The sequence below is a fragment of the Streptomyces sp. NPDC053755 genome (genome assembly GCF_040677675.1).
In the GTDB taxonomy this organism is placed as follows: Bacteria; Actinomycetota; Actinomycetes; order Streptomycetales; family Streptomycetaceae; genus Streptomyces.
In genome coordinates, this window is sequence record NZ_JBFASK010000013.1 from 1 (window position 1) to 19,794 (window position 19,794).

Sequence of the window (19,794 nt, forward strand, 5' to 3'; positions counted from 1 at the left end):
CGGTGGTGGCGGGGGTGGGACGTCGGTGACGGCGTGGGCCGAGGCCAACGTACGCTCGTGTGCCTCGACCACCTGCAACATCGTCAGCAAGGTGTACCCCAACCAGTCCTATCCCGCGCACTGCTGGGTCGTCGGACAGAAGATCACCGCCGAGGGCGTCACCAACGACAAGTGGATCCGCCTGCCCCTCAACGCCGGCGGCGTCGGCTACGTCAGCGGCATCTACCTCAAGGGCGACGAGACCGGCGGCGTACCCACCCCGTGCTGACACCCGGCACCCTGACCGGCAGGCAGGCACAGGCGCCGGGTTCCCTGCCCGGCACCGGCGTCCGTCCCTCCCGGGACACCCTCGGGAGGGACGGACGCCGTGCGTGACGTTCAGCTCTCCGCCACGACGATCACGCAGTCTCCCGGCTCGAACCGCACCGTCCCCCGCTTGTCCGGGTTGACCGTGACGCCGTAGGACGGGCCCGTCGAGGACGCGGCACGCAGGCGGTATCCGATGGCGCACTCGCGACGACGGCGCGCGGACTCGACGACGGTGGCGAAGGTGACCTCGCGATGCGGAAGGACGTAGTCCTCGGCGGGCTTGAGATGGATCTCGCTGCCGTCCGCGGTGAAGAGCTCGTCGAAGAGGCCCGCGAGATGCCGGTTCTCCGCGATCTGCGTCATGAGCAGGCTGATCAGCCGGCCGCTGACGATGAAGTCGGCGCCCTGGCGTACCGGCGCCAGCAGGCGGTTGCGGTCGTCGGTCATCTCCGTGATGACGGGCAGCTCCCGTCGGGCCGACTCCTCGACGGCCCGGAGGTGGAGCAGGGTGACCAGCGTCCGGTCGTCCGTCTCCGCGTCCTCCGTCGTGGGGTGGCTCTCGTCGCCGATGACCATGACACTGTCGTACGACGGGACGTCCAGCCGGGCCAGTGTCCGCCGCTCGGTGACGTCGCCGCCGACGAAGCTCACCGACAGGTGCCTGAGCGCCCCGCCGGCGGTGCACACCGCGTCGAGCGTGGCGTCGTCACCCAGGGCGACGACGTCGAGGGTGGAGCCGGGCCGTACGTACTGGTCGAGCTGCTCGATGATCAGCGGGGCACGCCGGTTCCAGCCGAGCAGGAGCAGCCGCTCGGCCGCCCGCGTCCGGGGCGGCACGGTGACGATCGCGTCCCGGTCCACGGCCCCCGCGGACGGGACGGAAGGGAGGGGCACGGCGGGCGCCGGGGGCGGGAGGGGCGTGCGCCGTGCGAGGGTGCCGGCGGACCGGCCGGCGTCCGCCGTCGGCACGGCCGCGCACGCACGGCGGGAGCGCGCCGCGGGGAGGATGCCGACGGTGGGAGCGGGGACGGCGGTCGGGGCCGTGTCGTCGTCCTCGGCGATGACGACGAGCCGGTCGCCGGCGCCGATCCGGGTGTCCGGGCACGGGTTCACGGCGAGAGTGCCGTCGGCGTGGACCAGGCCCACCACCGAGGAGGTGGCGAAGGCACCCAGGGCCTCGCCGAACGGGCGGCCGGCGAGGGCGCCCGCCGGTACGACGTAGAACTCGGCGCCCGCGAAGTCGAGCAGCTCCTGGTAGACGAGGGAGAGGCCGGGCTGGCGCGAGGTCTGGACGAGCAGCCGGGCGACGATGTCGTCGATGCTGAGCACGTGCCCGTGCCGGCGTGCCGCCAGTGTGGCCGCCAGGTGGTGCCGCGGATCCCGCACCGCCGCCACGACCACACGGTCACCGGACGGTTCACCCGTCGCGTCCAGGGCGAGGAGCGTCTTGACGACCTGCGAGTCGCCGTTCCGGCCGCCGGGCGGGAGCACCACGACCGCCTTGGCCGTCTCCGGGCTCACCAGGGCGAGGACCGTCGGGTCGGTGGTGGGACCGCTGCGGCAGATGATCCGGGTGGTGCCGGTGTGGGGGACGTGACCGGCGATCTCGGCGTCCATCTCGGCTTTGTCCTTGTCGGCGAGGACGGCGACGGCCGCCCTGCGCTGGTTGGCGTTGGCGGCCACCAGCTCCGTGATGACGGGGTACACCTGGTCGGACCAGCCGAGCAGTACCGTGTGCCGCTGCTCCAGGACCACCGACCGTCCCAGCCGCAGCGCCATCAGGCGCTCACTGAGGCCCGTCGTGATCAGGCCGACGAGTGCCGACACGAACAGCAGGGCCACCAGCGCCAGCAGGACGGAGGTCACCACGTAGAGGGGCGGCCCCACCTCACCGCCCAGCCGCAGGGTGCGTCCGACGCTCTGCCAGACGGCCGCCACCCGGCCGGAGAACGTGGCCGGCGCCGCACGGTCCGCCCAGACGAGCACCACGCTCGCGGGGACCACGATCGCGAGGCACACCAGCGAGAGCCAGCCGATGAGCACCGGTGTGCCGTAGGCCATGAGGTTGTCGAACCCGTACCGCAGACGCGACCAGGTACGGGACGCGCGTGGTGCTGCCATGAGTCCCCCTGAACGACTGCCGCACGCACACGCTTTCGCGGCACGTGCGTCCCTCGGTCCTGCGGCCCAGTGTCGTGGCACGCACCGCCGAGCGCCCGGCTTCGGCACGCCCTTCACCCGCAGGTGGCACACACCTCACCCCCCTGCCGTACCGGCCTGGCGCGGGGCGGAGGCCGCGCCGAGGGCGGCACGCCTGGGGCGTGCCGGGTGTCGCGGGGCGGGCGGGACTTCCGTGGCGCGCCCCGCGGCAGGACCGACTCCACGCATCCGCCGTCCACCCGCAGCGCGCCAACCCCTCTGGACCGGCCCACCCCGCCGCGGCCCGCGTGGCCGGTCACTGCCCCCGGATCTCGTCGACTGAGAGCTGCGTCGCGGCCCGCGCGCGCTCGAACCGGTCGGCGAGGACGGCTGTGTGGCCGCGGCAGGTCGGGTCGGTGACGTGAAGTCCCGGCTTCTTGGCGATGGACGGGCACCTGCCACGCCCTGGTCGGGCTCACCTTCTCCGGCGGTGCGACGGTCGCCGCGTGGGTCCCGGGCTTCCGGCCCGGGCTTGCCGAGGTCGTCCTGGCGGCCCTGGTCACCTGGGCGCTCCATCTGGGCGGCCAAGGGCAAGGCGAGCGGCCCGCGTGTGCCCGCCGAACAGTCCTGGCGCGCGAAGGACCGGACGGCCTCGCAGGGCCACCCGGACTGCGTGGGCTGCCGCATGGCGGGGCGCGGCCGCTCCGCGCCCGCGGTCGCGACGGTGAGGCGGCCGGCGGCCGAAGCCGCCTGAGTCCCGGTCGGGCGCCGGGGAGTCGTGGCCAGGGAAGGGCGGTGCGCCCTCGGCGGCGGTGCGAACGATCCGTCCCGGCGCCGAGGGCGGCGTCCGTCAGGACAGCTTGCCGCCGTAGTCCGGCAGCTTGAAGGTGCGCTCGGCGTGGCCGCCGACGAGGTCGGTGGTGTTGTTGCCGATGTTGGCGATGATCGTGTAGCCCTTGGCCTCGATCTCCGCCCGCTGCGCCGTCTTGTACGTGCTGACCGGCCCGAACAGGTCGGGCAGCGAGCGCACGTACAGCCCGTCCACGGGGTAGCCCGCCTGCTTCAGGTTCCAGTCCGTCAGGGAGTAGATGATGCCCGGACGGGCGGTGACGAAGAAGACGGCCACTCCGCGGTCGTGCGCGCCCCGCACCAGGTCGCGTACGTCGGCGATGGCCGGGGTGGGCAGCTCCCAGAACGGGTGGAAGTCCGTCTCCAGGGAGGAGTTGTCGATGTCGAGGACGATCGCCTGCCTCTCTTCGTCGGCGTCCTCGGAACGCGCCTCGATGTACGGGCGGGCTTCGGCGACGACCGCCGCCACGTCACGGCGCCAGGTGGCGTAGTCCACCCCGCCGAGGGCGGCCGACGAGAGGGTGGTGTGGTTCTCGGCGGCGGTGGCGGCGGGCGCCGGGCCGACGACGAGGAGGGTGGTCAAGGCGACGGACGCGGTGGCGCCTGCGGCGGCGCGTCTGCGGAGGGGGGTGGAGGGCATGTGGGGGCTCCCAAGGAGTCGACCGGGTCACTGGTTGACATGCTCGCGGCCAATACTGGACGGTAGGCGTCCAAAGGGCTACCGGTCGGTAGCCACTTTCTGAGCGGACGCCGACATCCCGGTGGGGCCGGGCGCGGGGTGGGGTCCCGAGGGCGGCGTGCGTGGCCGGTTCGCGACGGGGCGGCATCCGGCTACCGCTCGAAACACGATGCGGACGGTGGTGGACCTCCTGGCCGCGAACCCGCGGGAGGTCGTGTCGGTCTTCCTCGAGGACCACGTCAGCGCCGACCGGCTCGGCCGGTCGCTCGGAGCGGTACGAGGTCTCTCACCGCTGCTCTTCCCGTGACCCGAACGTCGTCTCCGCCGACCACCGGACGTCGGACGGCAGCGGCCACGGGCCGGCGTCGGTCGTGGCAGCTCGACGCGCACCCGTGAGGGGGCCGGGCCGGCACCGGTGGCGGTGATCAGGACGCCGGGTGGCTCGACACGACCTTCCCCTTGGTGTCGGCGGCCAGATAGCCGACCGCGTTGTATTCGTTGATGAGGTAGAACCGCAGCGTCGGAAGGTCGTCGTTGAAGGTCCAGCGGTCGGCGATGACGTAGCGCATCGTCGGGCGCTCCACCTTCAGTTCGCGCTCACCGCGCTGCATCAGCGCCGGAAGGCTGTCCCACGGCAGGGTGGCGACGTCGAAGGGCTGGTCGTCCGTCGCGCTGATGGTGCCGCCGGGGCCGGTCCTGCGGGCGACGCCGTCGCGGTACTCGTACGCGTCGTAGGTCTTCGCACCGGGCCGGGTCGGGATGGCGGCCAGGGCGTACCCCTCGTATACCGTCAGCTCCTTGAGGGTCGTGCTGCCGCCGGCCTTGCGGAACGCCTCGATGACGGTACGGATGTTGGCCGGGGTGAGAAGGCTTCCGCGGGGCGCGGCGGCGTCGGAGTCGGCATCAGCGCCGTCGGCGCCTCCGCTCCCCGTCGCGCTCCCGCTTCCGTTCCCCGAGGAGGTCCCTTGCCCCGTGCCCGTGCCCGTGCCGGTCACGTCCCGGCTGGGGGTCGAGCCGCCCTTGGCCCCGGGGTCGGCGGTGCCGTCGGGGATCAGTTTCACGGCACCCAGCACGGCGGCGGCCGCCAGCACGAGCGAGGCCGCGATCACGGCGGCGCGGCGGCCCGGGCGTGTGGCGACGGCGGTGGACGGGACGTGCGGGCCGAAGCCGTCGGCGGCCGCGCGGGAGGGCACGGTCGGCGCGCCCCAGGCCTGCTGCCCCGGCGGCGCGTAGGCGGGGTGGGGATACGGCGCACCGAACGGGCCGGAGGAGGACGGACCGGCGGGGGCCGAGGGGCCGGACGGGGTGAAGGGGGTCGGCGGGATGGAGGGTGTGACGGCCGGTGCCGCGCTTCCGGACGCGTGCGCTCCGGGTGCGGTCGCGGTCGACGCCTCGGCCAGGAGCCGGTCCAGCTGCGCCCCGTCGGGGCGCAGCGCGGGGTCGCGCACCAGCAGCCGCTCGAGTACGGGCGCCAGGGCACCGGACCTGACCGGCGCGGGGATCGGGTCGTCCAGGACGGCGACCACCGTCGCCAGGCTCGTGGCGCGGCGCAGCGGGTGGTGGCCCTCGGCCGCCACGTACAGAAGCATGCCGAGCGACCACAGGTCGGAGGCCGGATTGCCCTCCTCGCCCCGCACCCGCTCGGGGGCGATGAACTCGGGCGAGCCGATCAGGTCCCCGGTGGAGGTGAGCCGCGAGGTCGACTCGCTGAGGACGGCGATGCCGAAGTCCGTGAGGACGGCCTGTCCGTCCGAGCGGAGCAGCACGTTGGCGGGTTTCACGTCACGGTGCTGGATGCCCGCCGAGTGGGCGGAGCGCAGGGCGGACAGGACCTGGCGCCCGAGGGCGAGGACGTCGGGGACGGGCATCGGGCCCTCGGCGAGCCGGTCGTACACCGAGCGGCCCTCGACGAGTTCCATCACGATCCAGGGGTGCGAGCCGTCCTGGGGTTCGACGATGTGGTGGATCGTCACGACGTGCGGGTTCGAGAGCCGTGCCAGGGCGCGGGCCTCCCGGACGGCCCGTTCGCGCAGCTGCGCGGCGAGTCCCGGGTCGGCCTCCTCGACGGCCGGGTCGGGCGGACGGACTTCCTTGAGGGCGACGTCGCGGTGCAGGGCGATGTCGCGTGCTCGCCAGACGGTGCCCATGCCGCCGCTGCCCAGCCGGGAGATCAGCTGGAACCGCCCGTCGACCAGTGGTCTTCCGTCCTCACTCGTACTCATGGGCGGTCATCGTAGGCGGTGCCGGTGACACCCCGTCCCCCGGGCGTCACCCCTGGGACGGGGGCGAGCCGGCGCCCCGGGCGGAGAGGCGTCGGCACCCCGTATGCCGGGCCCGGCACACGGCTCAGGCCCCGAGGACGAGGCGGCGGCGATGGTGGGCCCCCGCGCCCCCTTCCAGCGCGCGGGAGCGGTCCGTCCCCGGCGCACCCGAGGTGCGCCACAGGGGGCCGCTCCCGTGTCACCGGCTCCGATCTCCGGGGGCACCGTCTTCCGGTGGGTCCCCCGGAGGACGGGGGACCCACCTTCCCTCACTGTCCGGCGGTGGTGTTCACGCACTCCTGGAACGGGCTCTGCTGGAGGCACCGGGGAAGTGTGTCCTCCCACTCCGCCAGCCGGTCCGTGGCCGCGGTGCGTTGCGCGGGCGCGGAGTCCGGGCTCTGGGCCACCTTCATCGTGTCGTTCACCTGCTTCGCGAAGTCGGTCGCCGCGGCCTGCTGCGCGGGCGGTGTACCCGGCTTCAGGGACGAGACCAGTATCTCCGTCGTCGTCTTCACGACATTCGTCGCCGTCACCTTCACCGAGGCCGGCGCGCTGGAACCGAGGATGCCCACCAGCACGCTCGTGGTCGTCTTCACCGTGTTGGTGACCGCCACCTTGACCGCCGGCGAGGCGCCCGACTTCAGCACGTCGACCAGGACGTTCGTGGTGGTCTTGACGGTGTTGGTGACCGCCACCTTCAGCGCCGGCGAGGCGTTGGACTTCAGGACGCCGACGAGGACGTTGGTGGTGGTCGTCACGGTGCTCGCCACGGCGACCTTCACCGAGGTGGGGGCACCCGACTTCAGGACGTCGGTCAAGACGCTCGTGCAGGTCTTGACGGTGTCGGTGACCGCCACCTTGACGGCGGGCGGGGCGTTCGACTTGAGCACGTTCACCAGGACGGTGGTGGTGGTCGTCACGGTGTTGGTGACCGCCACCTTCACCGACGCGGGAGCGCCCGACTTCAGGACGTCGACCAGGACGGTGGTGGTGGTCGTCACGGTGTTGGTGACCGCGATCTTCACCGAGTCCGGGGCGTTGGAGGCGAGGACGTCCACCAGGACGCTCGTGGACGTCTTGACGGTGTTGGTGACCGCCACCTTGACGGCCGGTGTGGCGTTCGACTTGAGGACGTCGACCAGGACGGTCGTGGTGGTCTCGACGGTGTTGGTGACCGCCACCTTCACCGACGCGGGAGCGTTCGACTTCAGCACGTCCACCAGGACGTCGGTGGACTGCTTCACGGTGTTGGACACCGCGATCTTCACCGATGCCGGTGCGTTCGACTTGAGGACGTCGACCAGGACGGTCGTGGTGGTCTCGACGGTGTTGGTCACCGCCACCTTCACCGACGCCGGGGCATTCGACTCCCTGACGTCCACCAGGACGTCCGTCGACTGCTTCACGGTGTTGGTGACCGTCGCCTTGACCTCAGGCGGCGCGGCCGACTTCTCGACGCCTGCGAGGACATCGGTCGACTGTTCGACGATGTTCGCGAGCGTCACCCGCTCCGCCAGCGGTGTGTTCGGGTCCTCGATCACCTTCAGCGTGCTGCTGAGGTTGTCCGCCGTCTCCTTGACCTCCGGGGAGGCGCCCTCCTGGTTCGCCAGTTCCTGGACTCCCTGCTTCAGCTCCGGCGTCTGCTTCCGCAGCTCCGCGTTCTGTTCGGCCGGCGGACGTTGCTCCTCCTCGTCCTTGGGCGGCTGCGGCGGCTGCTGCTCCTCCTCCGGCGGCGGGGGCTGCTCCTCCTCGTCCTTGGGCGGCTGCGGTTGCTGTTGCTCCTCCGGTGGCGGCGGCGGGGGTTGCTGCTCCTCCTCCGGCGGCTGCTGTTCCTCCGGTGGCGGCGGGGGCTGCTCCTCCTCCGGTGGTGACGGCGGCTGTTCCTCCTCCCCCGGAGGCGGAGGCGGAGGCGGTGCGGCGGGTACCGCGGCCAACGCCGGGGCGCGGGCCGGGGAAGCCGCCTCGGCGCTCGCCAGACCCGGCGACAGCGCGAGCACCGCAGCCAGGCAGGAGGCGCCCACGAAACGGAGAACATGGTGCTGGGCGATGGTGGACATGGTCGGATCCAAATGTGCTGGGCACAGACTTCTCGGCGCCGTGATGCCCGTCCCTGAGGGCGGCGACGGCCCGGGGCCACGGAGATTTACCACTCAAACGTGGCGCAGGCGTGTACAGGACCCACTCTTCTACCCCGTCGCACATCCCGCAACGTGGCCCGGGCCGTGTCCGCCTCACTGCCCTCCCCGCGGCAGCGCATGGACGTCGACCGGTGGCACCCGAAGAAAGTGGAAGCCGAAACGACCCGGCCGCACCGGTGTTGGCGGTCGGGGCCATCCCCCCGCCGCTCTCCGCGGCGCCGGCGTCCGGCGCCCCCGGCGCACCTGCCGCGTCCCGCTCACCCGTCGGTTCCGAGACGGCCGGCCGGAGCGGCACGCCGGAGTACGTCCGCCGCTCCGCCGCTCCCCCGGCCGACCGGGCGCGCCGGATCGCCGAGGAGAAGTCGGTCACCCCGTCGCAGCTCGCGCCCGCCCGGGTGCTGCACCGGGGAGCGGTGCAGGTCCCCGGGACCAAGCGCCGCAGCCTCCTGGAGGAGAACGCCGCCGCCACCGGTCACCATCACCGCCGACGACCTCGCGGCCATCGAGGCGGTCGCCCCCGCGGCAATCGCCTCCGGTGACCGCCATGCGCCCGAACTGACGACCTCCCCGAACGGCTGACGCTCACCCCGACGCGCCCGGCACCCGGGCGGGGCACCGGCCCGGCCGCCTCCGCGCCGTGCGTATGCCCGGCCGTACTCCTCCGCTGCCTTTCCCCGTGCGGACAGGGGCGTACGGGAGCAACCTGGGCTCTAGGAACCGCCCCGCGCGCCGTGCCGCCGGGATGGTGTGACCGGGAATCCGAAGGAGAACGCGATGTCGAAGAAGGACGGCCTGGGCAAGGGGGACAAGGTCTCCTGGAAGAGCCATGGCCAGACCGTGACGGGCAAGGTCAAGAAGAAGATCACCGACCGCACCCAGGCAGCCGGCCGGACCGTCGACGCCTCGAAGGAGGAGCCGCAGTACGAGGTGGAGAGCGACAAGTCCGGCCGTTCCGCCGTGCACAAGCCCGGCGCCCTCCGCAAGAAGGGCTCGCGCTCCTGATGGCGAGCAGGCAACAGGGCGACGACCGGGACGAGATCGTCTCCGCCTTCGAGGAGGCGGTCAACATGACCGCCGGCCGGCTGGAGAAGTGGCTCGCCACCGACGAGTCCAGGAGCGTCGGACAGAGCGACGGAGGCGAGAGCGTCGGGCACGCGTCCGGCAGGCGCATCGTCGAACTCCTCCGCACCAAGAAGGCCGATCTCAGCGACGACGACCTGGCGCACATGCGCAAGGTCACCGGATACGTCCACCGCCACGTCAGACAGCGACCGAGCGGTGATGTCACCGACACCCGGTGGCGTTACTCCCTCATGAACTGGGGCCACGACCCGAAGCGATGACCCGTCGGGACGCCTCGGCGGACACGCATGAAGAGGGCCGTTTCGGACAGGATGGGCCGGGTGATCCTTTCCGATGGCGTCTACCTCGCGATGGGCTTGGGCGCGCTCGGCGCGGCCGTCGTGCCGAGGCTCGTGTTCAAGCGGCCCCTGTCCATGCCGATCGTGTTCCTCGCCGCCGGCGCGCTGGTGGCCGTGCTGCCGTTGCCCGTGCCGACGGTGGATCCCGTGCGGGACCGGCTGTGGGTCGAGCACGCGACCGAGCTGTGCGTGATCGTGTCGCTCATGGGGGCGGGCCTGGCGCTCAACCGGCCCTTCGGCCGCCGCGCCTGGGCGGGCCCCTGGCGCCTGCTCGGCATCAGCCTGCCCCTGACCATCGCCGGTACGGCCCTGCTCGCCGCCCTCCTGCTCGACTGGCCGCCGGCGCTCGCCCTGCTCGTCGCCGCGGTCCTCGCACCGACCGACCCCGTGCTCGCGGCCGAGGTGAGAGTGGGGGAGCCCACGGACGCGGAGGACGACGAGGACGAGGTCCGCTTCGCCCTCACAGCGGAGGCGGGGCTGAACGACGGCCTGGCCTTCCCGTTCGTCCTGGCCGCCCTCGCCCTCGCGACGGCGGCCGGCGACGGCTGGTCGGGCGAGTGGATCGGCCGGTGGCTGCTCGTCGACGTCCTCTTCAAGATCGCGGCCGGCGTGGCGGTCGGGTTCGTCGCCGGGCGTCTGCTCGGCCGGATGTTCTTCCGCGCGCAGGCGAACGCGCTACGGCTGTCGGAGCACATGGAGGGGTTCGTCGCCCTGGGCGCCACGTTCCTCGCCTACGGCGCGGCCGAGCTGCTCCACGGCTACGGCTTCCTCGCGGTGTTCGTGACCGCCTGCACCATCCGCGCGGCCGAGCGCAGCCACGGCTACCACCGGGTGCTGCACGAGTTCACCGAGCAGATCGAGCGGCTCCTGACCGTGTGCCTGCTCTTCCTCCTCGGAGGTTTCCTCGTCACCGACGGCCTGCCGGCCCTCACCTGGCAGGGCGCCCTGGTCGCCGTCCTCCTCGTCCTCGTGGTCCGGCCGGTCGCGGGCCTGCTCGGTCTGCTCGGGTTCGCGGCGGGGCCCAGGGAGAAGACGGTCACCGCCTTCTTCGGCATCCGCGGCATCGGCTCGCTGTTCTACCTCGCGTACGCGCTCGGGCACGGCACCTCCCTGGTGGCCGACGAGGCGCGGCAGCTCTGGGCGGTGGTGGCCTTCGCCGTCCTGATCTCGGTCGTCCTGCACGGCGTCGCGGCGACACCGGTCATCCGGCGCCTCGACCGGTTGCGGCGCACCTCACCCGCACCTCCCTGAGGTGCGACCGCGCCGACCGCGCCGACCGCGCCGACCGCGCCGACCGCGCCGACCGCGCCGTACGCGGCGGGCGGGGGCGGCGCGGCGGGGTCAGGCGGCGGGAGTGGGCCAGGGGACGTCGGTCTCGACGGCGGCGGTGTAGTCGAAGCCGGGGACGGAGAAGCCGTACAGGCGGCGCACCTCGTCACCGAACCAGTCGAGGTCGGCGAGTTCACCGATCGTGTCGCTGGTGGCGGTGGACCAGCGGTCGGCGACGGCGCTCTGCACGGCGGGGTCGAGCTCCCAGGTGTCGAGGCGGACCCGGCCCTCGTCGTCGCAGTCGAGGGGGCGGGCGCCGGTCAGCCGGTCCCACAGCTCCACCAGTTGACCGATCGGGGCCACCATCGCGTCGCCGAGGACGCCGCGCAGCAGTCCGACGTACAGGGCGATGCCGGGAACGGCGGTGGAGGACTGGGTGACGGCGGCGGCGTTGACCGAGGTCACCGCCCGGCCGCCCACGGTCTTGCCGAGGCGCTCGTCCAACACGCGTGCGGTGGCCTCGAGATGGGCCTTCGCGGCGCCGATGGTGCCCTGACGGTAGATCGCCGCCGTGAGCGGCGAGCCGATGTAGGACAGCGCGGCGGTGGTGAAGCCGTCGGCCAGCAGGCCCCGGTCGGCCAGGAACGTGATCCACCGCTCCCAGTCGGCGCCGCCCATCACCGCCACGGTCTGCTCGATGTCGTCGCCCTCGGCCGGCGCGGCGGTGATCTCCTTCACCTCCGGAGCACCGGACTCGTCGAAGACGAGCGTCTTGGTCGTGTACGGCGAGCCGATCGGCTTCAGGACCGATGCGTACCCTTCGCCCGTGTCCGGGTCGGTACGGCGAGGCGCGGCCACCGAGTAGACCAGGAAGTCGAGCCGTCCCCCGAACCGCTCGACGAGGAGGTCGGCCACCTGCTCCTTCACCGCGTCGCCGAAGGCGTCGCCGTTGAGGAAGACCATGTCCCGTCCGTGCTGCCGGGCGAGCCGGGCGGTGGCGGCGGTGCGGTACCAGCCGGCCGTGCCGGTGCGCCTCGCCGGTGCCTTCTCGAAGCACACGCCGATGCCGCGGATGCCGACGCGGGCCAGACCCGCGATCGTGGCGGCCAGGCCGTACCCGGCGGACGAGCCGATGACCAGGGCCACCGGTCCTTCGCCTCCGGGGGCCGCCGGCGCGGGCACGGCCCGCCACATCTCCTCCACCAGCCGTCGGCAGCCGCCGGGGTGGGAGTCGAGGAAGAGGAAGCCCCGGCTCTTGGGCACGATGACGCGTTCGCTCACGATGTGGTGTCCCGGGTGTCGTCACGGACAAGGTCGCGGCGGCCGGCTCGGCCACCCCGTCCCGCAAGTCTGCGCGCGTGCGGAGGATGGTGGTGATCTTGACCGGCACAAGGATGACGGGGCGCGCTTGGAGGGTTCCCACTGGCGCGGGCGGGGCGACCGGCCCGGCGGGCTGCCGGCGACCAGCCGGGTGTCACCCTTCGTGCCCGAAGTCAGGGCGGGTTGCGAAAGCCCCGCCTGTCCCGCGCCGCCTGGCACGCCCGCTCGCCGCGTTGTCGGGATCGTCCGAGTCCTCCCCCTGCACGAGGACGATCCTCCGCCCGGCGATCGCACGCACCGGACGCCGAGGCGCCCGCCCTCCGGGCGGAGGGCGCTACGTGCGCAGCCGCCTTAGTCCCCGCTCGAGTCTCCGTTGCGGCCCAGGCCCCGGCGCCCGTTCCGGCCGGTCCGGCGCACGAGCCGGCCGGCGGCGAGCGTGCCGGCTGCCACGGCGCGGACCCACCCGGGCCCGCCGCGATCCGCCCACACCACGCACACGCACCCGCCGACGACGAGCGCCACGACGCCCAGCAGTACCAGAACGGTCACTTTCCACCCCTGTACGAGTCCTACGGTCGCGGCGATTCTCCCAGGCCGCCCGCAGGCATCATCGCCGACCCGTTCGACATGGATACGGGTGTGCGATTGTCGGTCGCGCGTGATAGTCACTACACCCACGGGGCGGGCTGAGGGTGATCATCGACCTCCCCGTTCGAACATGACAAGGGGTGGGGACATGGCGTTGCTCCGCGATTGGGGGCTCACGCTGGGGAAGTGGACAGGACGGCCCGTCGCGCAGATACAGAAGGACTCCGGCGATCCCGATGTGTGGCGTGTGCGGCAGGCTGCCGAGGCGGCGGACTGGGCCACGGTGCGGGACGTGCTCGAAGCGCGTCCCGAGAGCGAGGACCGCACGGAGCTGCTGTGGGCCGTGGGCGACACCGCCGACGTGGAGCACTGGATCGCGCCCGTCATCGAAGCGGAACCGGACGCAGCGCTGCCTCGCCTCGTGGCAGGGGTCCGTCACGTCAACTGGGGCTGGGAGGCCCGCACGGGGGCCCGGGCGAAGGACGTCTCCCGTCGGCAGTTCGAGCTGTTCCACGAACGACTGCGCACCGCCGAGCAGTGGTTGTACGACGCAGCCGAACGCGAGCCGCAGTGGACCTCGCCCTGGCACGCCCTGCAGACCAGCGGCCGCGGCCTGGAGGTCGGTCAGGCCGTCGCACGCCGCCGCTTCGAGGCGACGGTGCGGCGCGACCCGCACCACCTGGGAGCGCACCAGCAGCAGTTGCAGCAGGTCTGCGACAAATGGGGCGGCTCGCACGAGGGGATGCACGCCTTCGCACGTGAGTCCGCCTTCGGCGCACCGGGCGGTACGCTCCTGGGCCAGCTCGTCGCCATCGCCCACCTCGAGCAGTGGCTCTCCCTCGACGACGGAGCCGACGCCGCCTACATGGGCCGGCCCGAGGTGAGGACGTCGCTGCGGGAGGCCGCCGACCACTCGATCCGGCATCCGGACTTCGTCCGCCGAGGGCTGTGGAACCAGGTCTTCAACACCTTCGCCATGGCCTTCGCGCTGGCCGGGGAGCGCGAAGCGGCGCGCGAGTGCTTCCGCGTCACGGACGGCCGCGTCAGCGAGTTCCCCTGGTACTACATCAACGGTTCCGACCCCGCCGCGGCCTATCGGCAGCAGCGTTCGGCAGCCGGGCGCTGAGCCGGGGCACGACGAGGTCCGAGGTGTCGGGCTCCGAGGGCGCCGCCGGTCGCCGACGGCCCGCACGGGCACGGCGCTCGGCCGGTCGCCTCGCGGTCACGGCCGCCGCGACGCATCGCCGGCGCGGTCGGCGCCGTCGGCCACGGCGACGGAGCCGCGCACCGGGACCGTCCGTCGTCGGCCTCACACCCCGGCCGTCCGTTCGGCGCGGACACGTCCGCTCGCCGGATCCGACGCGGCCGTCGGAGGCCGTGACCGTACACGGCCTCCGACGGCCCGTTCCCCGGACGCGGCCACGTCGCCGTCGGCCCGTCGGCCCGTCCGTCCGACACGGCCGCCTCGTCGTCGGCCCCGTACTTCCGTACCTCCGTACTTCCGTACTTCCGTACCTCCGTACTTCCGTACCTCCGTACCTCCGTACCGCTTCCGTCCGTACCCGCTCCCGCCCCCGCTCGCTCGTACCGCGGGAGCGCCCACCGAAAGACTTCGCCAGGTGCCTCACTCCGAGACCACTCACTCCTTCCAGGTCGACTTGCGCGGCCTCGTCGACCTGCTCTCCCACCACCTCTACTCGAGCCCCCGCGTCTACCTGCGCGAACTCCTGCAGAACGCCGTCGACGCCATCACCGCACGGCAGGCCGCCACGCCCGGCGCGCCCGCCACCATCACCGTGCGCACCGGTGACACCCTCACCGTCACGGACACCGGCATCGGCCTGACCGAAGCCGACGTCCACCGCTTCCTCGCGACCATCGGCCGCAGCTCCAAGCGGACCGCCGAAGGCGCCCTGGACGGGGCCGGGCTGGACGCCGCCCGGGGCGAGTTCATCGGCCAGTTCGGCATCGGCCTGCTCGCCTGCTTCGTCGTGGCCGACGAGATCACCGTGCTCAGCCGCTCCGCAGCCGACCCGGCCGCGCCCGCCGTCGAGTGGCGTGGCCACTCGGACGGCCGCTACACGATCCGCACCCTCCCCGCCTCGGCCATGCCCGAACCGGGCACCACCGTCCGCCTCGTCCCGCGCGCCGACAACGCCGAGTGGACGAGCCCGGAGCGGGTCGTATCCCTCGCCCGGCACTACGGCGGCCTCCTGCGCCACGAGGTCACCGTCGTCGGCCCTCGGGGCGAGACCCACCGGGTCAACGAGACGCCCCCGTGGGAGCAGACCCACCGCTCCCCGCTCGCCCGCCGCGAGGCGCTGACCGCGTACTGCCGCGGACTCTTCGACTTCACCCCCCTCGACACCATCGAGCTCGACCTCCCGGCGGCAGGACTGCGCGGCGTCGCCTACGTCCTGCCCACGGCCGTCTCCCCGGCGCAGCGCGCCGGGCACCGGGTGCACCTCAAGGGGATGCTTCTCACCGACCAGGCGCCCGAGCTGCTGCCGGACTGGGCGTTCTTCGTCCGCTGCGTGGTCGACACCACCAGTCTGCGTCCGACGGCGTCCCGGGAGTCGCTGTACGAGGACGGCACCCTGTCCGCCGTACGCGACGCCCTGGGCGAGCGGATCCGTGACTGGCTCACCGGACTCGCCGCCAGCGACCCGTCCCTGCTGCACCGCTTCATCGACACGCACCACCTCGCGGTCAAGGCGCTCGCCCGCTACGACGACGAACTGCTGCGCATCGTGCTGCCCTGGCTGCCGTTCGAGACCACCGACGGCAACGTCACGCTCGAGGAGTTCGCGCGGACGCACCCGACCCTCCTGGTCACGCGCAGCGTGGAGGAGTTCCGCCAGGTCGCCCCCATCGCCGCGGCCGCCGGCCTCGGTGTCGTCAACGGCGGCTACACCTACGACCGCGACCTCGTGCTCCGGCTGCCCGAGATCCGGCCCGGCACGTCCGTCACCGACCTCGACCCCGCCACCGTCACCGCGCACCTCGACGCCGTGGACCCGACCGCGGAACTGCGTGCGGCGGCCTTCCTCGCCGTGGCACGGGAGACGATCGGCGTCCACGACTGCGACGTCGTCCTGCGCGACTTCCAGCCGGTCACCGCGCCCGCGCTCCTGCTCGACAACCGCGAGGCCCGGCACGAGCGGACCAGGGCCGGCCTGGCCGCCGACAGCGACGGACTGTGGGCCGACATCCTCGGCTCCCTGCGCAACGAGACCCCCCGGGCCCAGCTCGTCCTGAACCACCTCAACCCGCTGGTACGCCAGGCGATCACGATCACGGAACGCGGCCTGGCCGTGACGACCGCCGAGGCCCTCTACGGCCAGGCGCTGCTGCTCAGCCGCCGCCCGCTCCGGGCGAGCGAGAGCGCCCTGCTCAACCGGGCCTTCATCGGCCTGCTCACCCACGCCATGCACCACTCCGGCACGGCGGAACCCGGCTCCGAGCCCCGGAAGGAACTGTAGATGCTGGACACCCCCGAGGCCGTGGTCGAGGCGCTGCGCGAGAACAACGACCGCCCCCACGGCCTGCAGCGCACCATCACCGCCGAGGAACTGGTCGAGGCCGCCGAACCGTTCGACAAGCACGACGTCCTCGTCACGGCCCTGCTGGAACTGATGTCGGCGTACGAGTTCACCGGCGAGCACCGCAAGTCGCCCGTCACCTTCGCCCGCCTGCTCAAGCTGTGGGACACCGCGCCCGAGGCCTTCAGCCAGTGGGAGGCCCACCAGGTCTTCTGGCGCTTCAAGTGGGTGACCACGTCCCTGCTGCAGGTACCCGAAGTGCCCCTGGCCACGATCCACGGCTGGATCGACCAGATGCGCACCCGCTACGAGAAGGCCGGGCACGGCATGCAGCCGGTGGCGGCGATGCGCTACCACGTGGCCGCCCACACCGGCCTCGACGCCGACACCGCCTACGACCTGTGGGCCACCCGGCCCCGTACCGAGCTGAGCGACTGCGAGGCCTGCGAGACCCGGCACTTCGCCTGGCACCGGATGGCAGCGGGGGACGACGCCGCGGCCCTCGCGAGCTGGCGACCGGTCCTCGACGGGGCCATGGGCTGCACCGAGGAACCGCAGATGAGCCAGGCGCGCGCCCTGCTGCCGCTGCTGCGCACGGGCCGGGCGGACGCGGCCCGGTGGGACGAGGCCCGCTCCCACCATCTCACCGGCTACCGGCGCGTCCGTGGCAACACGGGCATGCAGGAAGAGGTCGGACTCCACCTGGAGTTCTGCGCCCTCTCGCGCAACGAGGGGCGCGGACTGGAGATCCTGGCGGAGAACCGGCCGCTGTTCGAGGCGACCGGCGCGCCGCTGGCCCGCCTGGGCTTCCTCACCGGTGTCGAGGTGCTGCTGGCCCGTCTCGTCGACGACGGGCACGCCGACACCGCCGTCGCCGGCCCGCCCGGGCGGAACTGGACCGCCTCGGCGCTCCTCGCCCATGCCCGGGCCGAGGCGGACCGGCTCGCGGCCGCGTTCGACGCCCGCAACGGCACCACGGCGGTCGGGGACCACCGCAAGGCGCGCCTCGCCCGAATCCCGCTGCTCGACGAGCCGCTGCCGCTCGGACTGCGGACCACCGTCCCGCGCTCGACCGCCGGGGATCCGACGGCGGTCCCCGCCCCCATCGCCACCGCGGCCTTGCCGGAGATCCCGGAGGACTTCGTCTCCCTGGTACGCGAGGCACGGCGTCTGTCGGCCGAGGGCCATCCGGGCGGCAGCAGGCTCTGGAGCCGTGTCGCCGAGCGTCTGGCCGAGGCGAACACCCCGCACGACGAGCGGCTCGGCCCGGAGGGCCTTCTCCGTGCCGAGCTGGCCGAGCACCGGGCCCACCTGCTGTCGCAGGAGGACGTCGAGGCGGAGAGCATCACCGAGCTGAAGCGGGCGGCCGAGCTGTTCGAAGGGGTCGGCATGCCCTGGCACGCCCTCTCCGCCCGCACGCGTGCCTTCGCCTGGGAGGCGGCCCCCGGCAACCGCCCGCACGGCACGAAGGGCGAGGCCGGCACCGAAGCGAACGACGGCACCGAAGGGAACGACAGCGCCGAGGGAGCCGACGGCGTGGACGCCGGGGTCTTCGACGCGGTTCCGGTCACGGACGGCGCGGTGCGGGACACGGTCCGAGCCGGCCTCGACGAAGCGCTGCGGGCGGTGGAACTCCTGATGACCCGGGCTCCGCTGACCGGCGAGAACCCGGGGGAGGGGGAGCCGGAGCCCATGGCCGAGAGGGCCGCGGAGCGCGTACGTGAGTACCTCGGCGTGCTGTACTCCTGCACGTTCGCCGCCTACCAGGGGGCGCTGGCACAACTGCCCGAGCCCACCGACTCGGCCGTCGAGCGGTTCGACGTGCAGGCCGCGACGCTGCGCCGCGAGGCGGAGCGCCTGTCCGTCCCCCATCAGGTCGCCAACGCGCGGCAGTTCGTGGCCGACATGGCCGGCCGGCGTGGTGACGTGGCGAGCGCAGAGACCGAGCTGCGCGCGGCGCTGAAGGACATCGAGGCCGCCGGCCGGCCCTGGCGCGGATCGCGCCCGCGCGCCCTGCTCGCCCAGACGCTGCTGGCCAGGAACGAGCCGGCGGAGGCGGTGGAGCTGCTGCACCAGGCCATCGCCGACGCCGTCCGCCACGACGACACGGAGTTCCCGCTGGCACCCACGTACGCGCTGCTCGGTCACGCGGCGTCGCATCTGGGCGACCACGGCGGCGCGGTGCGGCACCTCTCGGAGGCCGCGGCACGGTTCGACCAGGCCGGGGCGCACGACGAGGCCACCGACGTGCGGCTCCAGCTGGCCGACGTCCTGGCCCGCACGGGTCAGCAGGCGGACGCCGTCGCCGTCCTGGAATCCGTCCTGTCCGACGAGACGTCCTCCGGCCTCGACGAGCGAGTGCTCGCGCAGACGCGGCTGTCCCTGGCGCGGGGACTGCGGGACCTGGAGGAGTACCTGCCGGCGGCCGAGGAGTTCCTGCGCCTCGCGGACACCGTCGCCGGGTGGCGTGACGACCGGGTCGTCCACACGCTGGTGGCGGCGGAGGCGGCCACCGCCCTGGCGATGGCGGACCGCTGGGACGCGGCCGCCACGGCGTACGCGCGCGCCGTCGCGTCCCACGCCGAGGCACCCCACCCGTCCCTGATCACGCACATGATGTGCGAGTTCGCGCGCCTCACCATGCTGTCCCGGGGAGCCGACGGCCTCGACACCGCACTGGACCACCTGAAGCAGGCCGACGGGGTCCGGACCGCCGTGCCTGAGGACACCGAGGGATTCGTGCCCTGGTACGAGGCCGGCACGGTGCACTACCGCCGGGCCCGCGTCCTGGCGGAGGCCGAACGCTTCCCGGAGGCCCTGGCCGAGGCGGAGGCGGCGATCGCCGCCCACGAACAGGGCGGGGAGCACGGCGAGGTGCCGCGTGCGGAAGCGGTCCGGATCGCGGCCCTGATCGAGGGCAACGGCCTCGACCGCGTGAAGGATGCCATCGTCCGTCTCACGACGGCGGCGGCGCGGTGCCGCCAGGCGGAGCTTCCCGAGGCCGCCGAGATCCTCGACGCCCTGCGGCAGGACTTTCTGAACCGCTAGGGAGGGTCCGGAGAGTATCGGCGTCCGCCCGGAGGGCGGGGCCGCGGCGTGCGGCCCGTGCGCTCGCAAGGCGGAAGGGGAGGTATGACGACCGACGACACGCGGCCGGGGGCACCTCCCGTGGGGCTACGGGGAGGGCGTCCGGGGCGCCGCGACCCGGGCGAGACCTCACGGACACGGCCTCAGGGCCTCCGGCCCCGCGGGACGACCGCGGGGCCGGAGGCGTCGTGG

Annotated in this window: 14 protein-coding genes and 1 pseudogene; 9 read left to right on the forward strand and 6 right to left on the reverse strand. The window is 73.2% G+C overall.

The genetic code is table 11. From position 1 onward, the window contains the following. The coding region (locus tag AB0K65_RS15035) for an SH3 domain-containing protein (RefSeq protein ID WP_365716401.1) at positions 1-268 on the forward strand (268 nt) is incomplete at its 5' end. A gap of 110 nt (positions 269-378) precedes the next feature. Here AB0K65_RS15035 and AB0K65_RS15040 read toward each other — a convergent pair. Continuing rightward, the gene (locus AB0K65_RS15040) at positions 379-2,430 is read right to left on the reverse strand and encodes an NAD-binding lipoprotein (protein WP_365716403.1); all 2,052 of its coding nucleotides are present in this window, start codon (positions 2,428-2,430) and stop codon (positions 379-381) included. Positions 2,431-2,991: 561 nt separating this feature from the next. On the opposite strand from AB0K65_RS15040, the pseudogene AB0K65_RS15045 reads away from it, so the two are divergent. Next, positions 2,992-3,202, forward strand: a pseudogene (locus tag AB0K65_RS15045) (HGxxPAAW family protein); the annotation flags it as partial. A 96-nt stretch (positions 3,203-3,298) separates the two neighbouring features. Here AB0K65_RS15045 and AB0K65_RS15050 read toward each other — a convergent pair. After that, entirely contained in the window at positions 3,299-3,937 is a 639-nt protein-coding gene (locus AB0K65_RS15050) for an HAD family acid phosphatase (RefSeq protein ID WP_365716405.1), read from the reverse strand. Between the two features lie 217 nt (positions 3,938-4,154). On the opposite strand from AB0K65_RS15050, the gene AB0K65_RS15055 reads away from it, so the two are divergent. Next, the gene (locus AB0K65_RS15055; RefSeq protein ID WP_365716407.1) at positions 4,155-4,283 is read left to right on the forward strand and encodes a hypothetical protein; all 129 of its coding nucleotides are present in this window, start codon (positions 4,155-4,157) and stop codon (positions 4,281-4,283) included. Between the two features lie 118 nt (positions 4,284-4,401). On the opposite strand, the gene AB0K65_RS15060 is transcribed toward AB0K65_RS15055, so the two are convergent. Further along, the gene (locus tag AB0K65_RS15060) at positions 4,402-6,198 is read right to left on the reverse strand and encodes a protein kinase (RefSeq protein WP_365716409.1); all 1,797 of its coding nucleotides are present in this window, start codon (positions 6,196-6,198) and stop codon (positions 4,402-4,404) included. A gap of 308 nt (positions 6,199-6,506) precedes the next feature. Then, on the reverse strand, positions 6,507-8,294 hold the full coding sequence (locus AB0K65_RS15065) for a hypothetical protein (RefSeq protein ID WP_365716411.1): 1,788 nt from the start codon (positions 8,292-8,294) through the stop codon (positions 6,507-6,509). Between the two features lie 855 nt (positions 8,295-9,149). Between AB0K65_RS15065 and AB0K65_RS15070 the strand changes: the two genes are divergently transcribed. Genes AB0K65_RS15070 through AB0K65_RS15080 form a run of 3 tightly spaced genes read left to right on the forward strand, consistent with a single transcriptional unit; the run spans position 9,150 to position 11,047 of the window. Then, positions 9,150-9,377: a DUF2945 domain-containing protein gene (locus AB0K65_RS15070; RefSeq protein WP_365716413.1), complete on the forward strand. Its 228-nt coding sequence runs from the start codon at positions 9,150-9,152 to the stop codon at positions 9,375-9,377. Then, entirely contained in the window at positions 9,377-9,718 is a 342-nt protein-coding gene (locus tag AB0K65_RS15075; protein ID WP_365716415.1) for a DUF3140 domain-containing protein, read from the forward strand. Before AB0K65_RS15070 ends, AB0K65_RS15075 begins: the two co-directional genes overlap by 1 nt. Before the next feature lie 51 nt (positions 9,719-9,769). After that, the gene (locus AB0K65_RS15080; RefSeq protein WP_365716667.1) at positions 9,770-11,047 is read left to right on the forward strand and encodes a cation:proton antiporter; all 1,278 of its coding nucleotides are present in this window, start codon (positions 9,770-9,772) and stop codon (positions 11,045-11,047) included. 90 nt (positions 11,048-11,137) lie between these two features. On the opposite strand, the gene fabV is transcribed toward AB0K65_RS15080, so the two are convergent. Next, positions 11,138-12,346 carry an enoyl-[acyl-carrier-protein] reductase FabV gene (gene fabV / locus AB0K65_RS15085; RefSeq protein ID WP_365716417.1) on the reverse strand — a complete coding sequence of 403 codons (1,209 nt, stop codon included), beginning with the start codon at positions 12,344-12,346 and terminating at the stop codon, positions 11,138-11,140. 390 nt (positions 12,347-12,736) lie between these two features. Then, positions 12,737-12,934 carry a hypothetical protein gene (locus AB0K65_RS15090; protein ID WP_365716419.1) on the reverse strand — a complete coding sequence of 66 codons (198 nt, stop codon included), beginning with the start codon at positions 12,932-12,934 and terminating at the stop codon, positions 12,737-12,739. A gap of 187 nt (positions 12,935-13,121) precedes the next feature. On the opposite strand from AB0K65_RS15090, the gene AB0K65_RS15095 reads away from it, so the two are divergent. The 3 genes from AB0K65_RS15095 (at position 13,122) to AB0K65_RS15105 (ending at position 19,563) form a co-directional block, all read left to right on the forward strand. Beyond that, positions 13,122-14,099 (forward strand): hypothetical protein, encoded by a 978-nt coding sequence (locus AB0K65_RS15095; RefSeq protein WP_365716421.1) that lies wholly within the window; start codon positions 13,122-13,124, stop codon positions 14,097-14,099. 493 nt (positions 14,100-14,592) lie between these two features. Then, complete coding sequence (locus tag AB0K65_RS15100; RefSeq protein ID WP_365716423.1) at positions 14,593-16,455, forward strand: HSP90 family protein; 1,863 nt, start codon at positions 14,593-14,595, stop codon at positions 16,453-16,455. After that, positions 16,456-19,563, forward strand: coding sequence for a hypothetical protein (locus AB0K65_RS15105; protein WP_365716425.1), 3,108 nt, complete (start codon positions 16,456-16,458; stop codon positions 19,561-19,563). The last annotated feature ends 231 nt before the right edge of the window (positions 19,564-19,794 follow it).

Bases quoted from the DNA above. Each gene is read 5' to 3' on its own strand.
- AB0K65_RS15040 (WP_365716403.1), bottom strand. From the start codon at position 2,430: ATGGCAGCACCACGCGCGTCCCGTACCTGGTCGCGTCTGCGGTACGGG.
- AB0K65_RS15050 (WP_365716405.1), bottom strand. From the start codon at position 3,937: ATGCCCTCCACCCCCCTCCGCAGACGCGCCGCCGCAGGCGCCACCGCG.
- AB0K65_RS15060 (WP_365716409.1), bottom strand. From the start codon at position 6,198: ATGAGTACGAGTGAGGACGGAAGACCACTGGTCGACGGGCGGTTCCAG.
- AB0K65_RS15065 (WP_365716411.1), bottom strand. From the start codon at position 8,294: ATGTCCACCATCGCCCAGCACCATGTTCTCCGTTTCGTGGGCGCCTCC.
- AB0K65_RS15070 (WP_365716413.1), top strand. From the start codon at position 9,150: ATGTCGAAGAAGGACGGCCTGGGCAAGGGGGACAAGGTCTCCTGGAAG.
- AB0K65_RS15075 (WP_365716415.1), top strand. From the start codon at position 9,377: ATGGCGAGCAGGCAACAGGGCGACGACCGGGACGAGATCGTCTCCGCC.
- AB0K65_RS15080 (WP_365716667.1), top strand. From the start codon at position 9,770: ATGGGCCGGGTGATCCTTTCCGATGGCGTCTACCTCGCGATGGGCTTG.
- AB0K65_RS15095 (WP_365716421.1), top strand. From the start codon at position 13,122: ATGGCGTTGCTCCGCGATTGGGGGCTCACGCTGGGGAAGTGGACAGGA.
- AB0K65_RS15105 (WP_365716425.1), top strand. From the start codon at position 16,456: ATGCTGGACACCCCCGAGGCCGTGGTCGAGGCGCTGCGCGAGAACAAC.